At 70.3% G+C, this 16,904-nt stretch carries 19 protein-coding genes; 8 read left to right on the top strand and 11 right to left on the bottom strand.

The features are described from left to right. Positions 1-70: 70 nt before the first annotated feature. Positions 71-709, bottom strand: a complete 639-nt coding sequence (locus AC1DYG_RS12225; RefSeq protein WP_477640131.1) for a NeuD/PglB/VioB family sugar acetyltransferase — start codon at positions 707-709, stop codon at positions 71-73. A gap of 121 nt (positions 710-830) precedes the next feature. Between AC1DYG_RS12225 and AC1DYG_RS12220 the strand changes: the two genes are divergently transcribed. Genes AC1DYG_RS12220 through AC1DYG_RS12205 form a run of 4 tightly spaced genes read left to right on the top strand, consistent with a single transcriptional unit; the run spans position 831 to position 4,628 of the window. Next, entirely contained in the window at positions 831-1,850 is a 1,020-nt protein-coding gene (locus tag AC1DYG_RS12220; RefSeq protein WP_477640130.1) for a Gfo/Idh/MocA family oxidoreductase, read from the top strand. Further along, positions 1,847-2,596, top strand: a complete 750-nt coding sequence (locus AC1DYG_RS12215; protein ID WP_477640129.1) for an acylneuraminate cytidylyltransferase family protein — start codon at positions 1,847-1,849, stop codon at positions 2,594-2,596. The genes AC1DYG_RS12220 and AC1DYG_RS12215 overlap by 4 nt, the downstream gene beginning before the upstream one ends. After that, positions 2,593-3,360 carry an SDR family oxidoreductase gene (locus AC1DYG_RS12210; RefSeq protein WP_477640128.1) on the top strand — a complete coding sequence of 256 codons (768 nt, stop codon included), beginning with the start codon at positions 2,593-2,595 and terminating at the stop codon, positions 3,358-3,360. Before AC1DYG_RS12215 ends, AC1DYG_RS12210 begins: the two co-directional genes overlap by 4 nt. Then, entirely contained in the window at positions 3,345-4,628 is a 1,284-nt protein-coding gene (locus tag AC1DYG_RS12205; RefSeq protein WP_477640127.1) for an acyltransferase family protein, read from the top strand. The genes AC1DYG_RS12210 and AC1DYG_RS12205 overlap by 16 nt, the downstream gene beginning before the upstream one ends. Positions 4,629-4,644: 16 nt before the next feature. On the opposite strand, the gene AC1DYG_RS12200 is transcribed toward AC1DYG_RS12205, so the two are convergent. Next, positions 4,645-5,706 carry an LLM class F420-dependent oxidoreductase gene (locus tag AC1DYG_RS12200; protein ID WP_477640126.1) on the bottom strand — a complete coding sequence of 354 codons (1,062 nt, stop codon included), beginning with the start codon at positions 5,704-5,706 and terminating at the stop codon, positions 4,645-4,647. Positions 5,707-5,833: 127 nt separating this feature from the next. Here AC1DYG_RS12200 and AC1DYG_RS12195 point away from each other — a divergent pair, with 127 nt between their 5' ends. Then, a complete protein-coding gene (locus tag AC1DYG_RS12195) occupies positions 5,834-6,289 on the top strand; it encodes a CoA-binding protein (RefSeq protein WP_477640125.1) in 456 nt (151 codons plus the stop codon). Positions 6,290-6,306: 17 nt separating this feature from the next. On the opposite strand, the gene purE is transcribed toward AC1DYG_RS12195, so the two are convergent. Together purE and AC1DYG_RS12185 are read right to left on the bottom strand one after the other, a co-directional pair. Next, positions 6,307-6,855 carry a 5-(carboxyamino)imidazole ribonucleotide mutase gene (purE, locus tag AC1DYG_RS12190; protein ID WP_477640124.1) on the bottom strand — a complete coding sequence of 183 codons (549 nt, stop codon included), beginning with the start codon at positions 6,853-6,855 and terminating at the stop codon, positions 6,307-6,309. After that, positions 6,852-8,060, bottom strand: coding sequence for a 5-(carboxyamino)imidazole ribonucleotide synthase (locus AC1DYG_RS12185; RefSeq protein WP_477640123.1), 1,209 nt, complete (start codon positions 8,058-8,060; stop codon positions 6,852-6,854). The genes purE and AC1DYG_RS12185 overlap by 4 nt, the downstream gene beginning before the upstream one ends. 62 nt (positions 8,061-8,122) lie before the next feature. On the opposite strand from AC1DYG_RS12185, the gene AC1DYG_RS12180 reads away from it, so the two are divergent. Next, the gene (locus AC1DYG_RS12180; protein WP_477640122.1) at positions 8,123-8,629 is read left to right on the top strand and encodes a GtrA family protein; all 507 of its coding nucleotides are present in this window, start codon (positions 8,123-8,125) and stop codon (positions 8,627-8,629) included. A 59-nt stretch (positions 8,630-8,688) separates the two neighbouring features. Here AC1DYG_RS12180 and AC1DYG_RS12175 read toward each other — a convergent pair whose 3' ends face one another. From AC1DYG_RS12175 to AC1DYG_RS12155, 5 genes are read right to left on the bottom strand one after another with little or no spacing between them, the layout of a single operon-like run. After that, positions 8,689-9,711, bottom strand: a complete 1,023-nt coding sequence (locus AC1DYG_RS12175) for a sensor histidine kinase (protein WP_477640121.1) — start codon at positions 9,709-9,711, stop codon at positions 8,689-8,691. A 9-nt stretch (positions 9,712-9,720) separates the two neighbouring features. Beyond that, positions 9,721-10,398 (bottom strand): response regulator transcription factor, encoded by a 678-nt coding sequence (locus tag AC1DYG_RS12170; RefSeq protein WP_056922896.1) that lies wholly within the window; start codon positions 10,396-10,398, stop codon positions 9,721-9,723. A gap of 30 nt (positions 10,399-10,428) precedes the next feature. Next, entirely contained in the window at positions 10,429-11,220 is a 792-nt protein-coding gene (locus AC1DYG_RS12165; protein WP_477640120.1) for an enoyl-CoA hydratase/isomerase family protein, read from the bottom strand. Continuing rightward, complete coding sequence (locus tag AC1DYG_RS12160; protein WP_477640119.1) at positions 11,217-12,323, bottom strand: adenylate/guanylate cyclase domain-containing protein; 1,107 nt, start codon at positions 12,321-12,323, stop codon at positions 11,217-11,219. The genes AC1DYG_RS12165 and AC1DYG_RS12160 overlap by 4 nt, the downstream gene beginning before the upstream one ends. Before the next feature lie 9 nt (positions 12,324-12,332). After that, positions 12,333-13,115 carry a biotin--[acetyl-CoA-carboxylase] ligase gene (locus AC1DYG_RS12155; protein ID WP_477640118.1) on the bottom strand — a complete coding sequence of 261 codons (783 nt, stop codon included), beginning with the start codon at positions 13,113-13,115 and terminating at the stop codon, positions 12,333-12,335. 24 nt (positions 13,116-13,139) lie between these two features. Between AC1DYG_RS12155 and AC1DYG_RS12150 the strand changes: the two genes are divergently transcribed. Further along, positions 13,140-14,804, top strand: coding sequence for an acyl-CoA carboxylase subunit beta (locus AC1DYG_RS12150; RefSeq protein ID WP_477640117.1), 1,665 nt, complete (start codon positions 13,140-13,142; stop codon positions 14,802-14,804). Further along, positions 14,804-15,043, top strand: coding sequence for an acyl-CoA carboxylase subunit epsilon (locus AC1DYG_RS12145; RefSeq protein ID WP_477640116.1), 240 nt, complete (start codon positions 14,804-14,806; stop codon positions 15,041-15,043). The genes AC1DYG_RS12150 and AC1DYG_RS12145 overlap by 1 nt, the downstream gene beginning before the upstream one ends. Positions 15,044-15,079: 36 nt before the next feature. Here the strand turns inward: AC1DYG_RS12145 and AC1DYG_RS12140 are convergent, their stop codons facing one another. Together AC1DYG_RS12140 and AC1DYG_RS12135 are read right to left on the bottom strand one after the other, a co-directional pair. Further along, positions 15,080-16,009, bottom strand: coding sequence for a DUF559 domain-containing protein (locus AC1DYG_RS12140; RefSeq protein WP_477640115.1), 930 nt, complete (start codon positions 16,007-16,009; stop codon positions 15,080-15,082). A 185-nt stretch (positions 16,010-16,194) separates the two neighbouring features. Then, on the bottom strand, positions 16,195-16,878 hold the full coding sequence (locus tag AC1DYG_RS12135; RefSeq protein ID WP_477640114.1) for an MOSC domain-containing protein: 684 nt from the start codon (positions 16,876-16,878) through the stop codon (positions 16,195-16,197). Positions 16,879-16,904: the final 26 nt, after the last annotated feature.

The raw sequence follows: 16,904 nt of genomic DNA, 5'->3' as shown, positions 1-16,904 counted from the left end.
GCCCTCTCCTCGTGGTCGTGGTCAGCTCGCGGTGGGCTCGTGGTGGTGGTCGGCTCGTGGTCGGTCGGTGCTAGCCGTGGTTCGTCTGGCCGAGCTCGACTGCCGGGACACCGGCTACCGTCCGGCCAGCCGCCACATTGTCCCGCACGACGGCACCAGCGCCCACCACCGCACCCGCGCCCACGGTGCGGCCCGGCAGGATGCGCGCACCCGAACCGACCATGGCACCGGCCCCGACGCGTGCCGCTCCGAGCAGCACGGCCCCCGGGGCGATGTGGGCAGCATCCCCGATGACGCAGTCGTGCTCGACGACCGCGGCGGTGTTGACGATGACACCGCGGCCCACCCGCGCCAACGGTCCGATGTGCGCATGCTCGTGGATGACGCACGCAATGCCGACCTCGGCATCACGCGCCATTGACGCCGTGAGCGCGAGCACCGGAGGCACGGACGCCTGACGTTGCACCACGAGCTCGACGAGGGCAGCGCGGGCGGCGTTCGCACCGACTCCCAGCGCAACCCGGTGCCCCTCCTCCAGTGCCCTGGCTATGGCGGTGTGGTCATCGGCAAGCACCGGAACCGCCCAGGGCGAACCCTCGAAGTCGCCAGCCACGGCGACCACCAGGCCACCCGCCCGCTCGATCACGTCGCAGACGCTGCGCGCGTGTCCACCTGCACCCAGCACGATCCACGTCGGGGGGGAGGTCATGGGGAGAAACTACCCGCCCTCCAGCCCGAGGGACGACCGACGCCCCATGGTGCGTGACGGGGCCCGACGTCATGGCACTATGACTGCTCGAGTCGTTGCACCGAGGCGAGGAGGAGCTCCCATGAGCGGCACCGTCGTCGTCAGGGGCTTGGGCTCCATCGGCCGCCGGCACGCGGCCGTCCTCCGGGATCTCGGCGCCGACGTCCACGGTTGGCCGGTTCGCCCACGCGAAGGCGACCTGGACGGCATACCGCTGCTCGACGACATCCAGGGCACCGAGCTGAGCGGGCGCGCCGACCTGGTGGTCATCGCCACGGACACGGCCAGGCACGTCGACGACGCACTCGCCGCACTCGACGCGGGCGCGGCGCGGGTGCTGCTGGAGAAACCGGTCGCGCCGACGGCCGATGACGCAGGGCGTCTCTTGCACCACCCGGAGGCCGCGCACAGGGTCTTCGTGGCGGCCCCCCTGCGAGCGCACCTCGGCTTCCTCGAGTTCCGCGACCGTGCACTCGCCCTGCCTACCCCGGCCAGCGCGCACGTCTACTCGCAGTCCTGGCTGCCCGACTGGCGACCGGAACGCGACTACCGCCAGTCCTACTCGGCACGCGCCGACGAGGGCGGCGTGCTGCGCGACCTCGTGCACGAGATCGACTACGCCGTCGCGGTCTTCGGCCCGCCCGCGGAGGACAGCATCCAGGCCGTCGTCGAGTGGGACGGGCCCCTTGAGATCGCCGCCGAACAAGGGGCAACGATGCTCTGGCGGACGCCGTCTGCGACGGTCACGCTCCGGCTGGACTACACGACTCGCCCCGCTCGCCGAGGGGCTCTGGTCACCACCGCCGACGGCAGTGTCGCGTGGGACCCGGTGACCGGGTCGGTGTCGTCCACGGCGCCCGACGGGTCCGTCGACGTGGTGGCCTTTCCCGAAGATCTCGAGCGCAACGGGGTGATGGCACGGCAGGCGCAGGCCGCACTGGCATTGGCCCCGACGGCAGATGCTGAGCTGCTCCTGCGCGCAGGGGCGCCCGCGACCCTCGCCGAGGGCGCCCTCGCCGTGCGCATCTGCGACAACGCCAGAGGGTCGGACGACCCCGTCGAGACGTTTCGTCCCCGCCCACGAGGAGCGAAGTCCCCATGAGCGCTGCACCCCGAGTGCTGGCCGTCATCCCCGCCAGAGGCGGCTCGCGCGGACTGCCGGGCAAGAACGTCCGCCCGCTGTGCGGCATCCCCCTGGTCGGCCACGCGATCCGCGCGGCCGCGATGACGCCCAGCGTCACCCGCACGATCCTGACCACCGACTCGGAGGAGATCGCCGACGTCGCTAGACGGTTTGGGGGAGACGTCCCCTTCATGCGCCCCGTCGAGCTCGCCGGTGACGACACGCCGATGGCCCCCGTGGTGGCCCACGCGCTGGCTTCGGTCGAGCGGGAGGAGGGTCAGTCCTACGACGCAGTGCTGCTGCTCGACCCCACGAGCCCGGCTCGACTGCCCCAGCAGCTCGACGCGGCCGCTGAGCTCCTCTGGAGCAACCCCGACCTGGACGGCGTGATCTCGGTGTCCGAGCCGACGTTCCAGCCGGAGTGGGTCGGGGTCCGGGAAGTGGGCGCGAATGGAGCGCTCGAGCGCTACTTCGCCAGCGGCACCGGCGTGGTTCGACGTCAGGACGCCGGCCGCTACCTTCGGATCAACGGCAACTTCTACATCTGGCGTGCCGCCTCGGCCCGGGCGTTGGAGCGCTCGTGGTTCGATGAAGGGACCTATGCCGGCATCGAGATCCCCGAGGCCCAGGCCTTCTCGATCGACGATGAGTACGAGTTCCGGCTCATCGAGGCGCTCATCGACGCCGGGCTGATCACCTTTCCCTGGATGGAGGACCACGCATGACCGCCAGCCTCGCTGGACGCACCGCCGTGGTCACCGGTGGCGCCGGCCCTCTGGGCCGCGTTCTCGCGGGCGCGCTCGTCATTGCCGGAGCCAAGGTGGTCGTCGTCGACCGTGCAGGCGTCGACGAGACCGTGGCAGCGCTGGGGGATGGTCACCTCGGCGTCACCGCCGACCTGATGACCACCCAAGGACTCGCGGCAGTGGAGCAGCGCGTCACCGAGCTCGGGGCCTGCGACATCCTGGTGCACAACGCCGCCTTCACGGGGACCTCCGGGATCGCCGGGTATGCCGTGCCGTTCGACGAGCAGACCGACGAGGCCTTCGCGATGGCGACCTGGCTCAACCTCACCGTGCCCTTCTCCCTCACGCGGCGGCTGGCGCCGCTGCTGCGCGCCGGTGGGCACGGCAGCGTCATCACGGTGTCCTCGATCTACGGGCTCGTCGGGCCCAACATGGGTCTCTACGAAGGCACCCGAATGGGCAACCCTGCGGCCTACGGCGCCACCAAGGGTGGCCTCGTCCAGCTCACTCGCTACCTCGCGACCGTTCTGGCGCCCGACATCCGCGTCAACGGCTTTGCCCCCGGCGGCATCGAACGTGGGCAGGACCCTGCGTTCCTCGACCGGTACAGCCGGCTCACCCCCCTCGGACGGATGGCGACGGAGCACGACTTCGCCGGGGTGGTGACCTGGCTGGCCGGCGACGACTCGGCATACGTCACCGGTCAGATGGTGGCCGTGGATGGCGGGTGGACCGCGTGGTAGAACCGGGCACGACCGTCGCCCACCCACACCTGCAGGCGGCGAGCAAGCACCAGCTCTTCTACTTCGACGCGGTCCGCGGCCTGTCCGCCCAGATGGTCGTGGTCGGGCACTCCCTCAACCTCTTCCTGCCCGCCGTCTTCATGGTCCAGCGTTCCAACGGCACCTACCGCACCATGCCCGGCATGTTCTACATGCAGAGCCTCGGCGTGCTGCTGTTCTTCGTCCTGTCCGGCTTCCTCGTCAGCCGGTCGGCGCTGACCAAGATGGCCTCCCCGGGCTACACCTTCGGCGAGTTCTTCCTCGAGCGGTTCGCGCGGATCTTCGTCCCGTTCGTCCCTGCGGTCCTCCTCGTCGCCATCGCGGACCGGGTAGTCCTGCAGGGGCGGCCGAACCCGTTCACGAAGGTTCCCCTCGACGTGTGGACCACCATCACGAACGTCACGATGCTCTACAACAACCCAGTCCTGCGGGAGGTCGGCGACCTCACCGGACTACCCCTGCGGACGAGCCCGATCGGGACCGCCGACCCGTTCTGGTCGGTGGTCATCGAGTTCTGGATCTACATCACCTTCGGCCTGATCCTGCTGCGACTGTTCCGAGACCGGCGAATTGGGGTTGTCGGCCTGCTAGCCCTGCTCTTCTCCCTCGCTGTCGTGGCCCAGACGATGGTCGCGAGCCAAGGCCTCGTCCTGGCATGGGTGATGGGCATGGCCTACGCCATCGGACATGGGCGCGCCTGGTTCAGCCATCGCCGCCTCCACCAGGTTCTGGGCGTGGTCGGGCTCGTGGCGACCCCCCTGTGCCTGCTTCGCACGCACTGGAACGTGTATGACGAATTCGTCGCGCTCTCACTGTCGGTTGCAGTGATGTCCTTGTATGCCGGGTTCGGCCGCCCGGCGCCGGCGACAGGCCCGGCCAGCCCGGCAGCAGCGGCGGCAGCGAAGGGTGGGACCGGTGCAGCGGTGATGCCGACCGGTCAGTCACACATCCCCGCTCCCGTACGCACGATCGTCAAGTACGTGTCGGACTACTCGTACTCGCTCTACCTGGTCCACTTCAGCCTGCTCATCTACCTGCAGACCGTGCCCTCAGTGCGCGCCCACCCCGCTGCGGCGATCGTGTTCGGCTTCCTTGTCACCAACGTCGTCGCGTTCGGCTTCTGGTTCCTGATCGAGCGCCACTACCCCTCGGTACGCAGGGGCCTGCGCCGCACCCGTGTCTGGCAGACACTGTTCCCGGCGCGGCCGACCAGCGCGCCCTCCGCCTGACGCGCCGTCAGCCGGCTCAGCGACGACGCGGCAGGTGCCAGAGGTGGCCGTGCTCCTCGCGGTCGAGCAGCTCGGGCATCACGTCGCGCTCGAACATCGCCATGCCGGTCGTGTCGTAGGCCGCCTCGGGGAAGTTGAGGATCGCGTAGGTCAGCCCGAGCTTCTCCAGGCCGCCGAGCTTCTCCACGATCTGCTCGGGGGTACCGACCGTCGCGGCATGGCGGTAGTCCGCGAGGAGGTGGTCGACGCGGGTCTCCGGCGTCCCCACCGAGAGCAGCCGCGCCCGCAGGCTCGCGAACCGGTCGTCGACCTCGCGCTCGGAGGCGCCGATGAAGACGTTGAGGTTGCCGCTGCGGACGATCTCACCGAAGTCACGGCCCACGTCGTCGCAGTGGCCCTTGAGGATCGCGCTCTTGGCGGCGAAGCCCTCGGGGCTGGGGTCGAAGTTGGTGTAGTCGGCGTACTGGGCAGCAATGCGCAACGTCTTCTTCTCGCCCCCACCGGCGATCCACATGGGGATGCCGTTGTGCTTCGACCCCGGGGCCGTCGTGCCCTGGAGCGGCTGCGGATAGCAGCGGGCGCCGTCGACCTGGAAGTGCTTGCCCTCGAAGGTTGCCGTGCCGGTCGTCCACATCTGGCGGAAGATCTGGACGCCCTCGTCGAGGGCCCGCAGGCGCTCCCCGGCGCGCGGGAAGCCGTAGCCGTAGGCGCGCCACTCATGCTCGTACCAGCCCGCGCCGATGCCCATCTCGAGCCGACCCTCGGAGATGATGTCGACCGTGGCGGCGACCTTCGCGAGGTAGGCCGGGTTGCGATAGGCCATGCAGGTGCACATCTGTCCCAGCCGCACCCGCCCGGTGACAGCGGCGAAGGCGGCCATCAGGGTCCACGCCTCGTGCGTCGCCTCCTCGCTGGGGATCGGCACGGTGTGGAAGTGGTCGAAGACCCAGATCGAGGACCAGTCATCGTTGGCGTCGGCTCGGCGCGCCAGACCCGCCATCACGCCCCAGTGCTGGCTGGGGTCGATCCCGACGAGATCCATGCGCCAGCCCTGTGGCACGAACAGTCCGAACTTCATGGGGCCGACGTTACTGCCTTCCGCTGCCACACCCCTCTGCCTCTCCCTCTGGCTCTCCCTCTGCCTCTCCCTCTGCCTCTCCCGTGCACCCCTCCCCAAGGCGTCCTCACCGTGTGATGCTGAGGTCATGAGCTTTCGCCACCAGAACGATCCCGACCTCATCCGCGAGCTCCTCATCGACCCCGGCATCTGGGTCGTCGTCGGCCTCTCGAACAACCTGGAGCGTGAGGCGTTCGGGGTCTCCCGCTGGCTCAAGGTCGAGCTCGGCAAGGGTCTGATCCCCGTGCACCCCAAGGCAGAGACCGTGCACGGCGAACAGGGTTACGCGTCGCTGTCCGACATCCCCGACGGCACGGACATCAAGGTCGTCGACTGCTTCGTCAACTCCGAACACGTCGGGCCCGTGGTGGACGAGGCCATCGCCAACAAGGACCGGCTGTTGATCGACGCCATCTGGATGCAGCTCGGTGTCGTGGACGAGGCCGCCGCCGACCGCGCTCGCGCCGCCGGGATGGACGTCGTCATGGACACCTGCCCGCGGATCGAGTGGCGAGGGGTGCGGTCGGCCGGCATGGCCCGTTAGGAGCCAGCGATGGCCGGCTAGGAGCCGCCGCGCCGCTCGCGCAACGCGGCACCCTTGGCGTGGGCCTGGTCCCGCAGCGCCGCCTGGAAGGCCGTCATCCGCGCACGCAGCCCCGCGGCATACTCCCCCTCGCCGGCGGCGAGGATGCGGGCGGCCAGCAGCCCCGCGTTGCGGGCCCCGCCGATGGAGACGGTCGCGACCGGGACACCCGCGGGCATCTGGACGATCGAGAGCAGCGAGTCCATGCCGTCGAGGTACTTCAGGGGCACGGGCACGCCGATCACCGGCAACGGCGTCACCGACGCGAGCATGCCGGGCAGGTGCGCCGCACCGCCGGCACCTGCGATCACCACACGCAGACCGCGCCCAGCTGCGTTCTGGCCGTAGGCGATCATCTCCTCGGGCATCCGGTGCGCGGAGACCACGTCGGCTTCGTAGGCGACGCCGAACTCCTCGAGCGCCTGCGCGGCCAGCTCCATGACCGGCCAGTCGCTGTCGCTGCCCATGACCAGCCCGACCAGCGGCGACGTCTCGGTGGTCGTGCGAGCTGTGGTGGGGTCGCTCATTCGGTGATCACTCCTGCGAGGTAGTCGGCCGCGTGGCCGGCGCGCTCGCGCAGCTGCGCGAGGTCGGAGCCGGAGACGTTGACGTGGCCGATCTTGCGACCCGGGCGGACGCCCTTGCCGTAGAGGTGCACCTTGAGCCCGGGGTCCCGCGCCATGATGTGGCGGTAGGCCGGGTAGAGCTCGGGGTAGTCGCCGCCGAGGACGTTGGCCATCACGGTGTGCGGCTCACGCTGGGTGGGCGCCCCGAGCGGCAGGTCGAGGACCGCGCGCAGGTGCTGCTCGAACTGACCGGTCACCGCGCCGTCCATCGACCAGTGCCCGCTGTTGTGCGGGCGCATGGCCAGCTCGTTGACGACGTATGCCGGGGCGCCGGTCCCCGGGTCCCTCACCTCGAACATCTCGACGGCGAAGACTCCTGTGACGCCGAGGTTCTCGGCGATGCGCAGCCCGGCTTCGGTGGCCACCGCGGCGAGGGCCGGGTCGAGGCCCGGGGCGGGCGCCAGCACCTCGGTGCAGATGCTGTCGGTCTGGACCGTCTCGACGACCGGCCAGGCAGCGGCCTGGTTGGAGGGGCTGCGGGCGATGAGCACGGCCAGCTCGCGGACGAAGTCGACCTTCTCCTCCACCAGGATCCCGTCGGAGAGCAGACCGGTCGTCCCCTGCTGCTGCGCGACGAGGGCCAGCCAGTCGTCGACCTCAGCGGTGGAGTCGATGACGCGAACTCCCTTGCCGTCATACCCGCCGCGCGGTGTCTTGGCGACGATCGGCCAGCCGACCCGCTCCGCAAAGGCCTCGACCTCGGCCGCCGTGCGAGCGCTCGCCCACGCAGGGCAGGCGACGCCGATCTCGGTGAGCCGCTCACGCATCGCCAGCTTGTCCTGGGCGAAACGCAGGGCCTCGGGCGTGGGGTGCAGCGGGATGCCCTCTGCGACAAGGGCTTCCAGCACATTGGCAGGGACGTGCTCGTGGTCGAAGGTGACGACGTCACACTCCCTGGCGAAGGCCAGCACCGCGTCGACGTCGGTGTGGTCACCGACCGGTGATGACGGGATGACCTGGGCTGCGGCCGCGTCCGGCGCCTCGGCCAGGACGCTGAGGGTGATCGCCAGCTCTGCCGCTGGGGCGGCGCACATCCGCGCCAGCTGCCCGCCGCCGACGATGCCGACGACCGGGAATCCTCCGGGGGCGCGCTGCGGTGACGTCACGCGGCGAGGATATCGGCCGCAGTCGCCGACGGGCCGCGGGCATCCGCCGATAGGCTCCTCTGGTGTCCGAGAACCACTCCGTCGTCGCCCGCCTGCGCGGCACGATCGACGTCCTGTACCGCGAGATGATCAAGTTCGGGATCGTCGGAGCGGTGGCCTTCGTCGTGGACCTCGGCCTGTTCAACATCTTGCGCAACACCGTGCTGTCGGGCTACGGCAACGGGCCCCTCTCCCGCGCGGTCGTCGCCACGATCATCTCGGCGGCGGTCGCCACGTGTGTCGCCTGGATCGGCAACCGGATGTGGACGTTCCGGCACCGCCGCAACCGGCCCGTCCACTACGAAGCCCTCCTCTTCGCCCTCACCAACGGCGTGGCGCTGCTCATCCAGGCGGCCTGCGTCGGCTTCTCGCACCACTTCCTCGGGCAGGAGAGCCTGGTGGCCGAGAACGTCGCCAAGCTCGTCGGCATCGCACTCGGCACGCTGTTCCGGTTCTGGGCCTACCGCAGGTTCGTCTTCAGCGAGGAGCCCCTCACCGACACCTCACCCCTGACCGAGACCCAGGGCTGATTCTCGGCTCCGTGGCGCCTTTATCGGGTAACCCGATAAAGGTGCGACAGCTCCGGCCGTCAGGCGTCGGACTCGCTGAGGAACAGCGCGAAGATCGCCGGCTGGGCCTGGATGAGCTCGAGCCGGCCACCGTTGGACTCGGCCAGGTCGCGCGCGAGCGCCAGCCCGAGGCCGGTGCCGGTCGTGGTCACCGAGCGCTCGAAGATGTGGGGTGCGATCGAGGACGGGACCCCCTCGCCCTGGTCGCTCACCTCGACGACGACCGACGGGCCGCTCCGCCGGGCATGGACGTCGACCGTGCCCCGGCCGTGGGCGAGCGCGTTCTCGAGCAGGGTCGAGAGCACCTGCGACAGGTCGACCGGTTTGGCCTGGACGACCAGGCCACGTTCACCGTGGACCCGGACGCTGCGTCGAGCCTGCTCGAAGGCCGGTTGCCACTCCCGCTGGAGAGCCGCGATGACGGAGTCGAGCGAGACGGTGGCCTTGGACTCGTCGCCACCGCGACGGGTGCGGGACATCAGGTCGTCGACCACGCGCGTGAGGCGTTCGACCTGGTCGATCGCGATGTTGGCCTCCTCCTGCACGACATCGAGGTCGTCGGTGGCGGCGATCTCCTCCAGCCGCATCAACAGCGCGGTCAACGGCGTCCGCAGCTGGTGGGAGGCGTCCGCGGCGAAGTCTCGTTCCGACGCGAGTGACTTGGTCAGTCGCTGGGCGCTGCGCGACAGCACCTCCGACACCTGGTCAAGCTCGGCGATGCCTGAGTTGATGGGTTGGATCCGGGACTCGCCCGCACCCAGCCGCTCGGCTCGCTCGGCGAGGAGGGTCATCGGACGCGACATGCTGTGCGCCTGTCGGATGGCCACCAGGACCCCCACCCCCAGGGCCACCACGCCGAGGCCGATGACCACGAGGACCAGCCGCATCGAGGTCGAGGCGGGGGTGCCCTCCTCGAGCCAGGTCGCCACGATCCCCTTGCCGTGGACCGTGGCGTTCCAGATGGCGAACGCCACCGGGGTCATGGTGATCAGGATCGCCAGCGCCACCGCAAGAACGGTCGAGCGGATCAGCTGTTGCCGCATCGTCAGCGGTCAGATCTCGTCGCCGCGCTCGAACCGGAACCCGACTCCACGGACGGTGGCGATGTAGCGAGGCTGCGCGGCGTCGTCACCGAGCTTTCGGCGCAGGACGGAGATGTGCATGTCGAGGGTCTTGGTCGACCCGAACCAGGCGGTCTCCCAGATCTCGCGCATCAGCTGCTCACGCGAGACGACCTTGCCCTGCTCACGCACCAGCACGCGCAGGAGGTCGAACTCCTTGGCGGTCAGCTGGAGCTCCTCCTCCTTGAACCACGCCCGCCGACCCTCGGGGTCGATGCGGACGAGCTCGTGGGCGGAAGGGGCGTCGGTGGGGTTGCGCCGCAACAGCGCCCGCACCCGGGCCAGCAGCTCGGCGAGCCGGAACGGCTTGGTGACGTAGTCGTCGGCCCCCGCATCGAGGCCCACGACCGTGTCGACCTCGTCGGCCCGGGCGGTGAGGATCAGCACGGGCACGGTGCGACCCTCGGCACGGATCCGGCGACACACCTCGAGCCCGTCGACGTACGGCAGACCGAGGTCGAGCACGACCAGATCTGGGTTCTCCGCGGACGCTTCGAGTGCCGCTCGTCCGTCGGCGCGGACGTCCACGTCATACCCCTCACGGCGGAGGGCGCGAGCTAGCGGCTCGGAGATGGCAGGGTCGTCCTCAGCGAGGAGCACACGGGTCATGAGGGTGATGCTATGTAGAACGGACCCATCTCAGCGACCAGGCCACTCGGGACGGCGTTTCTCGTTGAACGCCGCGACCCCCTCAGCACGGTCCCCGGAGAAGGCCGTGGCCGCCCACATCTCGTCCTCGATGCGCAGGCCGGAGTCCAGATCGGTGTCGAAGCCGCGCCGCATGGCGGCCTTGGCGTTGCGCACGCCGACGGGTGAGTGGGAGGCGATCGTGGTAGCCAGCTCGAGGGCGCGGTCACGCGCAGTTCCCGCCGCCACGACCTCGTCCACGGCGCCCAGGCGGCACGCGTCGTGGGCGGCATACCGCTGGGCGGTGAAGATCATCTGCGCCGCCCGGGACCAGCCCACGCGGCGGGTCAGCAGCTGGGTGCCGCCACCGCCGGGGATCACGCCGACACTCACCTCGGGCAGGCCCACGACCGCGTCCTCACCGCACACGACCAGGTCGCAGGAGAGCGCGATCTCGAAGCCGCCTCCCAGCGCGAAGCCGTCCACCGCGGCGATCGCGGGCACAGGAAGGTCCAGGACCCCCCGGTATGCCGCCTGCGCCAGCGGCCGCTGGGCGCGCAGGTCGTCGTCGGTGAAGGAGTTGCGCTCCTTGAGGTCGGCGCCGACGCAGAAGGCCCGCGGATGGGTGGACGACAGCACGACCGCGCGGACGCCGGGGTCCTCGGCGAGCTCGGCGGTCGCCGCGGCGAGGGCCTGTGCCATCGCGGTCGAGACGGCGTTCATGGCCTCGGGGCGGTCGAGGACGAGCTCGGCCACGTGGCCGCCGTCGCCGTGGCGCTCGATACGGACGAGCTCTGTGCTCATGAGGACGCCTTTCGGGTGGTGGTGACGGCCTGCGGGGTCGGCTGGCGTCCGCCGGCGGCCCGGCGCAGTTCGCTGGGGGTGACCGGACCGATGCCGCGGAGCGTGCGACGACGCAGCGCGGTCGTCTCGAACCCCGACAGGGCCGCGAGTGCCGAGGCGAGGGCATCGTCGACCAGCACTCCCCCACCAGGTGCCACGCTGGTCAGTCGGCTGGCGCGGTTGACCGTCGTGCCGAAGACGTCGCCGAGGCGCGACAGGACCGGTCCGACGGCCATGCCCACCCTCACGTCGGGCAGCAGGTCGTCCTCGGCCATCGTCTCCACCAGGTCGAGCGCCACCGCCGCCGCCGGCGCCGCGTCGATGGTGACGAACAGGATCTCGTCGCCCACGGTCTTGATGACGCGTCCCCCGTGCGCCGTGACGATGTCGGTCGCCAGCGCCTCGAACCGCTGCACCACCACGGCCAGCTGGCGCTCGGTCATCCGCCGGACCAGCGAGGTGAAGTTGACCAGGTCGGCGAACCCGACGACCCGGCGCACGCCCTGGGAGGACTGCTGGGGGTCGGCATCGGCCAGCATGCGCGAGATGGCGGCGGTGAGGTGGCGCCGCCAGGCGTAGATGAGCAGGGGCTCGAGCTGGTCGGCCATGTCGGTGAGCTTGCGGGCGGCGGCCTCGGCAGCAGCGAGGTCGGGCACGGCTCGGGCGTCAGCCTCGTCCAGCGCCGCCTCGAGATCGGGATCGGCGAGCGCCTCGGCCATCAGCTGGGTCTGCCAGACGGCGAGACGGTCGGTGGTGCGGGCGAAGGCCCGGGTCATCGCCAGGGCCGTCGCCTCGTCGAGCTCCTGCTCGCGTACCAGTCGCGCGGTGGCCACCAGGGCCATCTGGTCGGCCTCGGTGAACATGGCGTCGTCGTCCTCGACGTTCGGGAAGCCCAGCGCGTGCCAGAACTTCCGGGCCGACAGCAGCGACACCTCGGCGCCGCGGGAGACGTCGCGGCGGGCCATGGTGGCCGGCTTGCCGAGCAGTCGCGCCTCGAGGTCGTCCGGGCGCAGCGCCGCGAAGTCCTCCGGGCGCACCACCCGGTGCCGGCCAACCTCGCTCATGCGGTCACCCTAGGGCGTGGTTGACCGCACGTGGACCACGTCACCTGCCGCCACGGCATACTCGCTGCCCGCGCTGCTGACGACCAGGCGACCCTCGTCGTCCACGCCGACGGCCCGCACGCGACGCACGTCACCGCCGGCCACGTGGAGCTCGATCTCGCGCCCGATGGTCGCGCACGCCTTCCGGTATGCCGCGTGGACGTCGGCGCGCGCCGCCGCGGCACCGCAGAGCTCACCGTGCCAGCGGGCCAGGTGGGTCAGCACGGCCACGACGAGGCGCTCCCGGCTCACCTCGGGGGCACCCGCGAGGCGCAACGAGGTGGCCGTGTCGACCGGGAGCTCGTCGCGGTCCTGGTCGACGTTGATGCCCAGACCGACCACGATCCCGGTCGGCTGGAGCTCGCAGAGGATGCCGCAGACCTTGCGGTCGTCGTCCGCGGGCAGCAGGACGTCGTTCGGCCACTTGAGCGTGCTGTCGACGCCGGCGACCTCGGTCAGGGCGTCGCGGACCGCCAGACCGGTGGCCAGCGGCAGCCAGCCGCGCCCCTGCTCGGGGGCGGGCAGCAGCACCGAGAGCGTGACGGAGGTGTTGGCCGGGGTGTCCCAGGAACGGCCGAGTCGCCCTCGGCCCGCCTGCTGGTGGTCGGTCACCACCAAGCGCCAGAGCTGGGCGAGGCGGGCCGCCTCGAGGTTGGTGGAGCCGAGCGCCGGGTGGACGTCGACCCCCGTCCACGGCTGACGCGGCGTGACCAACGCCTCGTGCAATGCCTCACGGTCGAGCGATTCGCGCATGGAGGCAAGGCTAGGCTCGACAGCATGGCGCAGACCACCGATTCCGTCGCTGATCCGCTCTCGGTCGGCGGCACCGACGTTCCCGCCCCCGACTCGGGGATCGACATCCACTCCACGGCCGGCAAGCTGGCCGACCTCAAGCGGCGCGTCGCCGAGGTCGCCCACGCGGGGTCCGAGCGGGCCGTCGAGAAGCAGCACGCGCGGGGCAAGAAGACGGCTCGCGAGCGGCTCGAGCTGCTGCTCGACGAGGGCTCGTTCATCGAGATGGACAAGTACGCCCGGCACCGGTCCGTGGCGTTCGGCCAGGAGGCCAACCGCCCCTACGGTGACGGCGTCGTCACCGGCTACGGCACGGTGGACGGGCGGACCGTGGCGGTGTTCGCGCAGGACTTCACCGTGTTCGGCGGCTCGCTGGGCGAGGTGTTCGGGGAGAAGATCTGCAAGGTCATGGACTTCGCGATGAAGGTCGGCTGTCCGGTGGTGGGTCTCAACGACTCCGGCGGTGCCCGCATCCAGGAGGGCGTGGTCTCCCTGGGGCTCTATGGCGAGATCTTCCGCCGCAACGTGCACGCGTCCGGTGTGATCCCCCAGATCTCGCTGATCATGGGCCCGTGCGCGGGCGGGGCCGTCTACTCCCCCGCGGTCACCGACTTCACCGTGATGGTCGACCAGACCTCGCACATGTTCATCACCGGCCCGGAGGTCATCAAGACCGTGACCGGGGAGGACGTGTCGTTCGAGGACCTCGGCGGCGCGCGGACCCACAACACCAAGTCCGGTGTCGCGCACTACATGGGCAGCGACGAGGAAGACGCCATCGAGTACGTCAAGGCGCTGCTGTCCTATCTGCCGTCGAACAACCTGGAGGAGCCGCCCTCGTTCTCTGACGAGGGCGCCGAGCTGCCTTCGCTCGAGGTCACCGACGAGGACCGTGAGCTCGACACGCTGATCCCGGACAACGCCAACCAGCCCTACGACATGCTGACCGTCATCGAGCACGTTCTCGACGACGGGGAGTTCCTCGAGGTCCAGCCGCTGTTCGCGCCCAACCTCATCGTGGGCTACGGGCGGGTCGAGGGCCGGTCTGTGGGCGTGGTGGCCAACCAGCCGATGCAGTTCGCCGGCACGCTCGACATCGACGCGTCCGAGAAGGCCGCCCGGTTCGTGCGCACCTGCGACGCGTTCAACGTGCCGGTGCTGACCTTCGTCGACGTGCCCGGCTTCCTGCCCGGCACGGACCAGGAGTGGGACGGCATCATCCGCCGCGGCGCCAAGCTCATCTACGCCTATGCCGAGGCCACGGTCCCGCTCGTCACCGTGATCACCCGCAAGGCCTACGGCGGCGCCTACGACGTGATGGGGTCCAAGCACCTCGGGGCCGACATCAACCTCGCGTGGCCCACCGCGCAGATCGCCGTCATGGGCGCCCAGGGCGCGGTGAACATCCTCTACCGCAAGCAGCTCGCCGCGGCGGCCGAGGCCGGCGAGAACGTCGACGAGGCCCGGGCACGGTTCATCGCCGAGTACGAAGACACCCTCGCCAACCCCTACATCGCGGCCGAGCGCGGCTACATCGACACCGTCATCACCCCCTCGAACACGCGCATGAACGTCAGCAAGGCGCTCAGGGCACTGCGCACCAAGCGCGAGACCCTGCCCCCCAAGAAGCACGGAAACATCCCCCTCTGATGGCCTCCGACACCACCGGCGACGCCGGCGAGGACCGCGACCGACCGCCGCTGCGGCTGGTGCGCGGCGACGCGACCCCGGAGGAAGTGGCAGCGCTGTTGGCGGTGCTGTCCGCGACCTCGGGCGGCGACGAGGCGCCGGCCCCGCGGCATACCTCGCAGTGGTCCTCCCCCGCTCGGGCGGTGCGCCGCCCGCTCACCCCTGGTCGGGGCGCCTGGCGCGCCTCCGCCTGGCGCTAACCCATGCAAAAGGCGAGTTAGCGCCGCGGTTGCAGCTCAAGCAACCAGACCCCGCAGTGGGAAGTGCAGTCGCCAACCGTCGTCCACCACGGCAGGCACTGGTATGCCGCAGCGCGCCAGCTCCTCGTGCAAACCCACCAAGGTGGCTTCGGGAGTCTCGAAGAGGTCCTCGGCATGAAGCACGACGATCCGCCAGCCGCGCTCTCGCAGGTCTGTCCGGCGAGCTTCGTCGCGCGCCTGCTGCATGGGGTCGTCGTGCCAGCGACCGTCGTACTCGATCGCGAGCTTGTACTCCGGGAACGAAAGATCCAAGCGGTACTGGACGCTGCCGTCGGGGCGCCGGATGGTGTGGTTGACCGTTGGCTCAGGAAGCCCTGCGAGAACCATGAGCAGGCGGACCCGCGTCTCCGTGCTGGAGTCCACGTGGTCGCGACACAACAACCCCGCTCGGCGGGCAAGTTGCCCACCTTGACCGAGGTAGTTCTCCGCGGCTCTGACCAGATCGGCCGGCGTGGTGAGTCTCCGCCGAACCAGCTGGTCGCCGCACGCCACCAGTTCGACCAGGTCGAGCGGCCGGGCCAGGTGCAGCAGAGTCTGCTCCGGAGTGGTTGCCGCGAGGCCGTGCCTTCGCGCATCGGTGGCGAACGGGTAGGTGAACCTGTGGACTTTGATCCCCGGTACGGCGCACGAGACCGGCCGCGCGAAGGCCACATGCACGTTGGGATTGTCGGGGACGGTTCCACCCCAGAGCTTGGCGGCCGTGTAGTGGCTGAAGACCGTGTCCGACGGAAGGATCCGCAAGGCTGCTCGACATCGAACGACGAGAGTGTCGGGAATGGTTGCTGCAACGTACACATTCGGGAAGATCTTGCGGATGGAGGGTCCCCTCAGGGCCCGATCGCTGACTCCCGCCGCCCGTGCCTCAGCGTGGGTGAACGGCTGTCGCGGGTCGAAGAACGACTTCATGACCCGACTCTGCCCCGGCGCCGACCGCGGACCGGCGGTTATCCACAGCTGCAAGTGTGGCACGCCCAGCCAGCTGGGATGGGCGACGGCGCGATCCCATGCAAAAGGCGAGTTAGCGACGGGAGTCAGGCGGCGCTAATTCGCCTTTTGCATGGGATACCGACACGGGTCAGGTGTCGGGTTGCTCAGTCGAGCTCGGACCCTGCTGCCCGGCGGCGGGTGACGGTTTCGCGCAGCTCCGCGGCCTCGACCTCGACCAGGCAGTTGGCCGCCAGCACGCGCTCGGCGATCTCGAGGTCACCCATGAACGCCCGGAACGTGTCGGGCACGGTGATGTCGTGCGCCGGCCGGGACACCAGCTCGATCGCCTCCCCCGGTCGCACCGTCCCGCCCGTCACGACGGACAGATAGGCGCCGGTGCGGCCGACACGGCTGAACCGCTTGACCCAGCCCCGCTCGCCCATCCGCGCGGCGAACGTGGCGCACGGGATCCGGGGGCCGCAGACCTCGAGCACGACCTCGTCGCCGACGGCCCAGCGCTCCCCGACGAGCGCCCCGTCGACGTCCAGCCCGCTCGTCGTGAGGTTCTCGCCGAACATGCCGTTCGGCAGGTCCCGCCCCAGCTGCCCCGCCCACCAGTCGAGCTCCTCACGGGCGAAGGCATACACCGCCTGGTAGTCGCCGCCGTGGTGCTGGGTGTCGCCGAGGAAGTCGCCCTCGACACCGCTGCCCATCCCGCCGTGCTTGGGCCCGGGGGCACGCAGGTGGGCGGACTCGACGGGGCGCTTCGCGATGCCGGTCACGCCGACGTTCTTGGCGGTGCTGGGTTCGGCGCGCCCGACGTTGAGCGACAGCAGGTGTGCAGCCATGCGCCCAGCCTAGGGAGGAGGGCAAC

Source organism: Pedococcus sp. P1_H8 (genome assembly GCF_056405175.1).
The sequence above is the reverse complement of the archived record's forward strand: the minus strand, read 5'-3'. Positions and strand labels throughout refer to the sequence as shown.

Bases quoted from the DNA above. Each gene is read 5' to 3' on its own strand.
- AC1DYG_RS12225 (WP_477640131.1), bottom strand. From the start codon at position 709: ATGACCTCCCCCCCGACGTGGATCGTGCTGGGTGCAGGTGGACACGCG.
- AC1DYG_RS12220 (WP_477640130.1), top strand. From the start codon at position 831: ATGAGCGGCACCGTCGTCGTCAGGGGCTTGGGCTCCATCGGCCGCCGG.
- AC1DYG_RS12215 (WP_477640129.1), top strand. From the start codon at position 1,847: ATGAGCGCTGCACCCCGAGTGCTGGCCGTCATCCCCGCCAGAGGCGGC.
- AC1DYG_RS12210 (WP_477640128.1), top strand. From the start codon at position 2,593: ATGACCGCCAGCCTCGCTGGACGCACCGCCGTGGTCACCGGTGGCGCC.
- AC1DYG_RS12200 (WP_477640126.1), bottom strand. From the start codon at position 5,706: ATGAAGTTCGGACTGTTCGTGCCACAGGGCTGGCGCATGGATCTCGTC.
- AC1DYG_RS12195 (WP_477640125.1), top strand. From the start codon at position 5,834: ATGAGCTTTCGCCACCAGAACGATCCCGACCTCATCCGCGAGCTCCTC.
- purE (WP_477640124.1), bottom strand. From the start codon at position 6,855: ATGAGCGACCCCACCACAGCTCGCACGACCACCGAGACGTCGCCGCTG.
- AC1DYG_RS12175 (WP_477640121.1), bottom strand. From the start codon at position 9,711: ATGCGGCAACAGCTGATCCGCTCGACCGTTCTTGCGGTGGCGCTGGCG.
- AC1DYG_RS12170 (WP_056922896.1), bottom strand. From the start codon at position 10,398: ATGACCCGTGTGCTCCTCGCTGAGGACGACCCTGCCATCTCCGAGCCG.
- AC1DYG_RS12165 (WP_477640120.1), bottom strand. From the start codon at position 11,220: ATGAGCACAGAGCTCGTCCGTATCGAGCGCCACGGCGACGGCGGCCAC.
- AC1DYG_RS12160 (WP_477640119.1), bottom strand. From the start codon at position 12,323: ATGAGCGAGGTTGGCCGGCACCGGGTGGTGCGCCCGGAGGACTTCGCG.
- AC1DYG_RS12155 (WP_477640118.1), bottom strand. From the start codon at position 13,115: ATGCGCGAATCGCTCGACCGTGAGGCATTGCACGAGGCGTTGGTCACG.
- AC1DYG_RS12150 (WP_477640117.1), top strand. From the start codon at position 13,140: ATGGCGCAGACCACCGATTCCGTCGCTGATCCGCTCTCGGTCGGCGGC.
- AC1DYG_RS12145 (WP_477640116.1), top strand. From the start codon at position 14,804: ATGGCCTCCGACACCACCGGCGACGCCGGCGAGGACCGCGACCGACCG.
- AC1DYG_RS12140 (WP_477640115.1), bottom strand. From the start codon at position 16,009: ATGAAGTCGTTCTTCGACCCGCGACAGCCGTTCACCCACGCTGAGGCA.
- AC1DYG_RS12135 (WP_477640114.1), bottom strand. From the start codon at position 16,878: ATGGCTGCACACCTGCTGTCGCTCAACGTCGGGCGCGCCGAACCCAGC.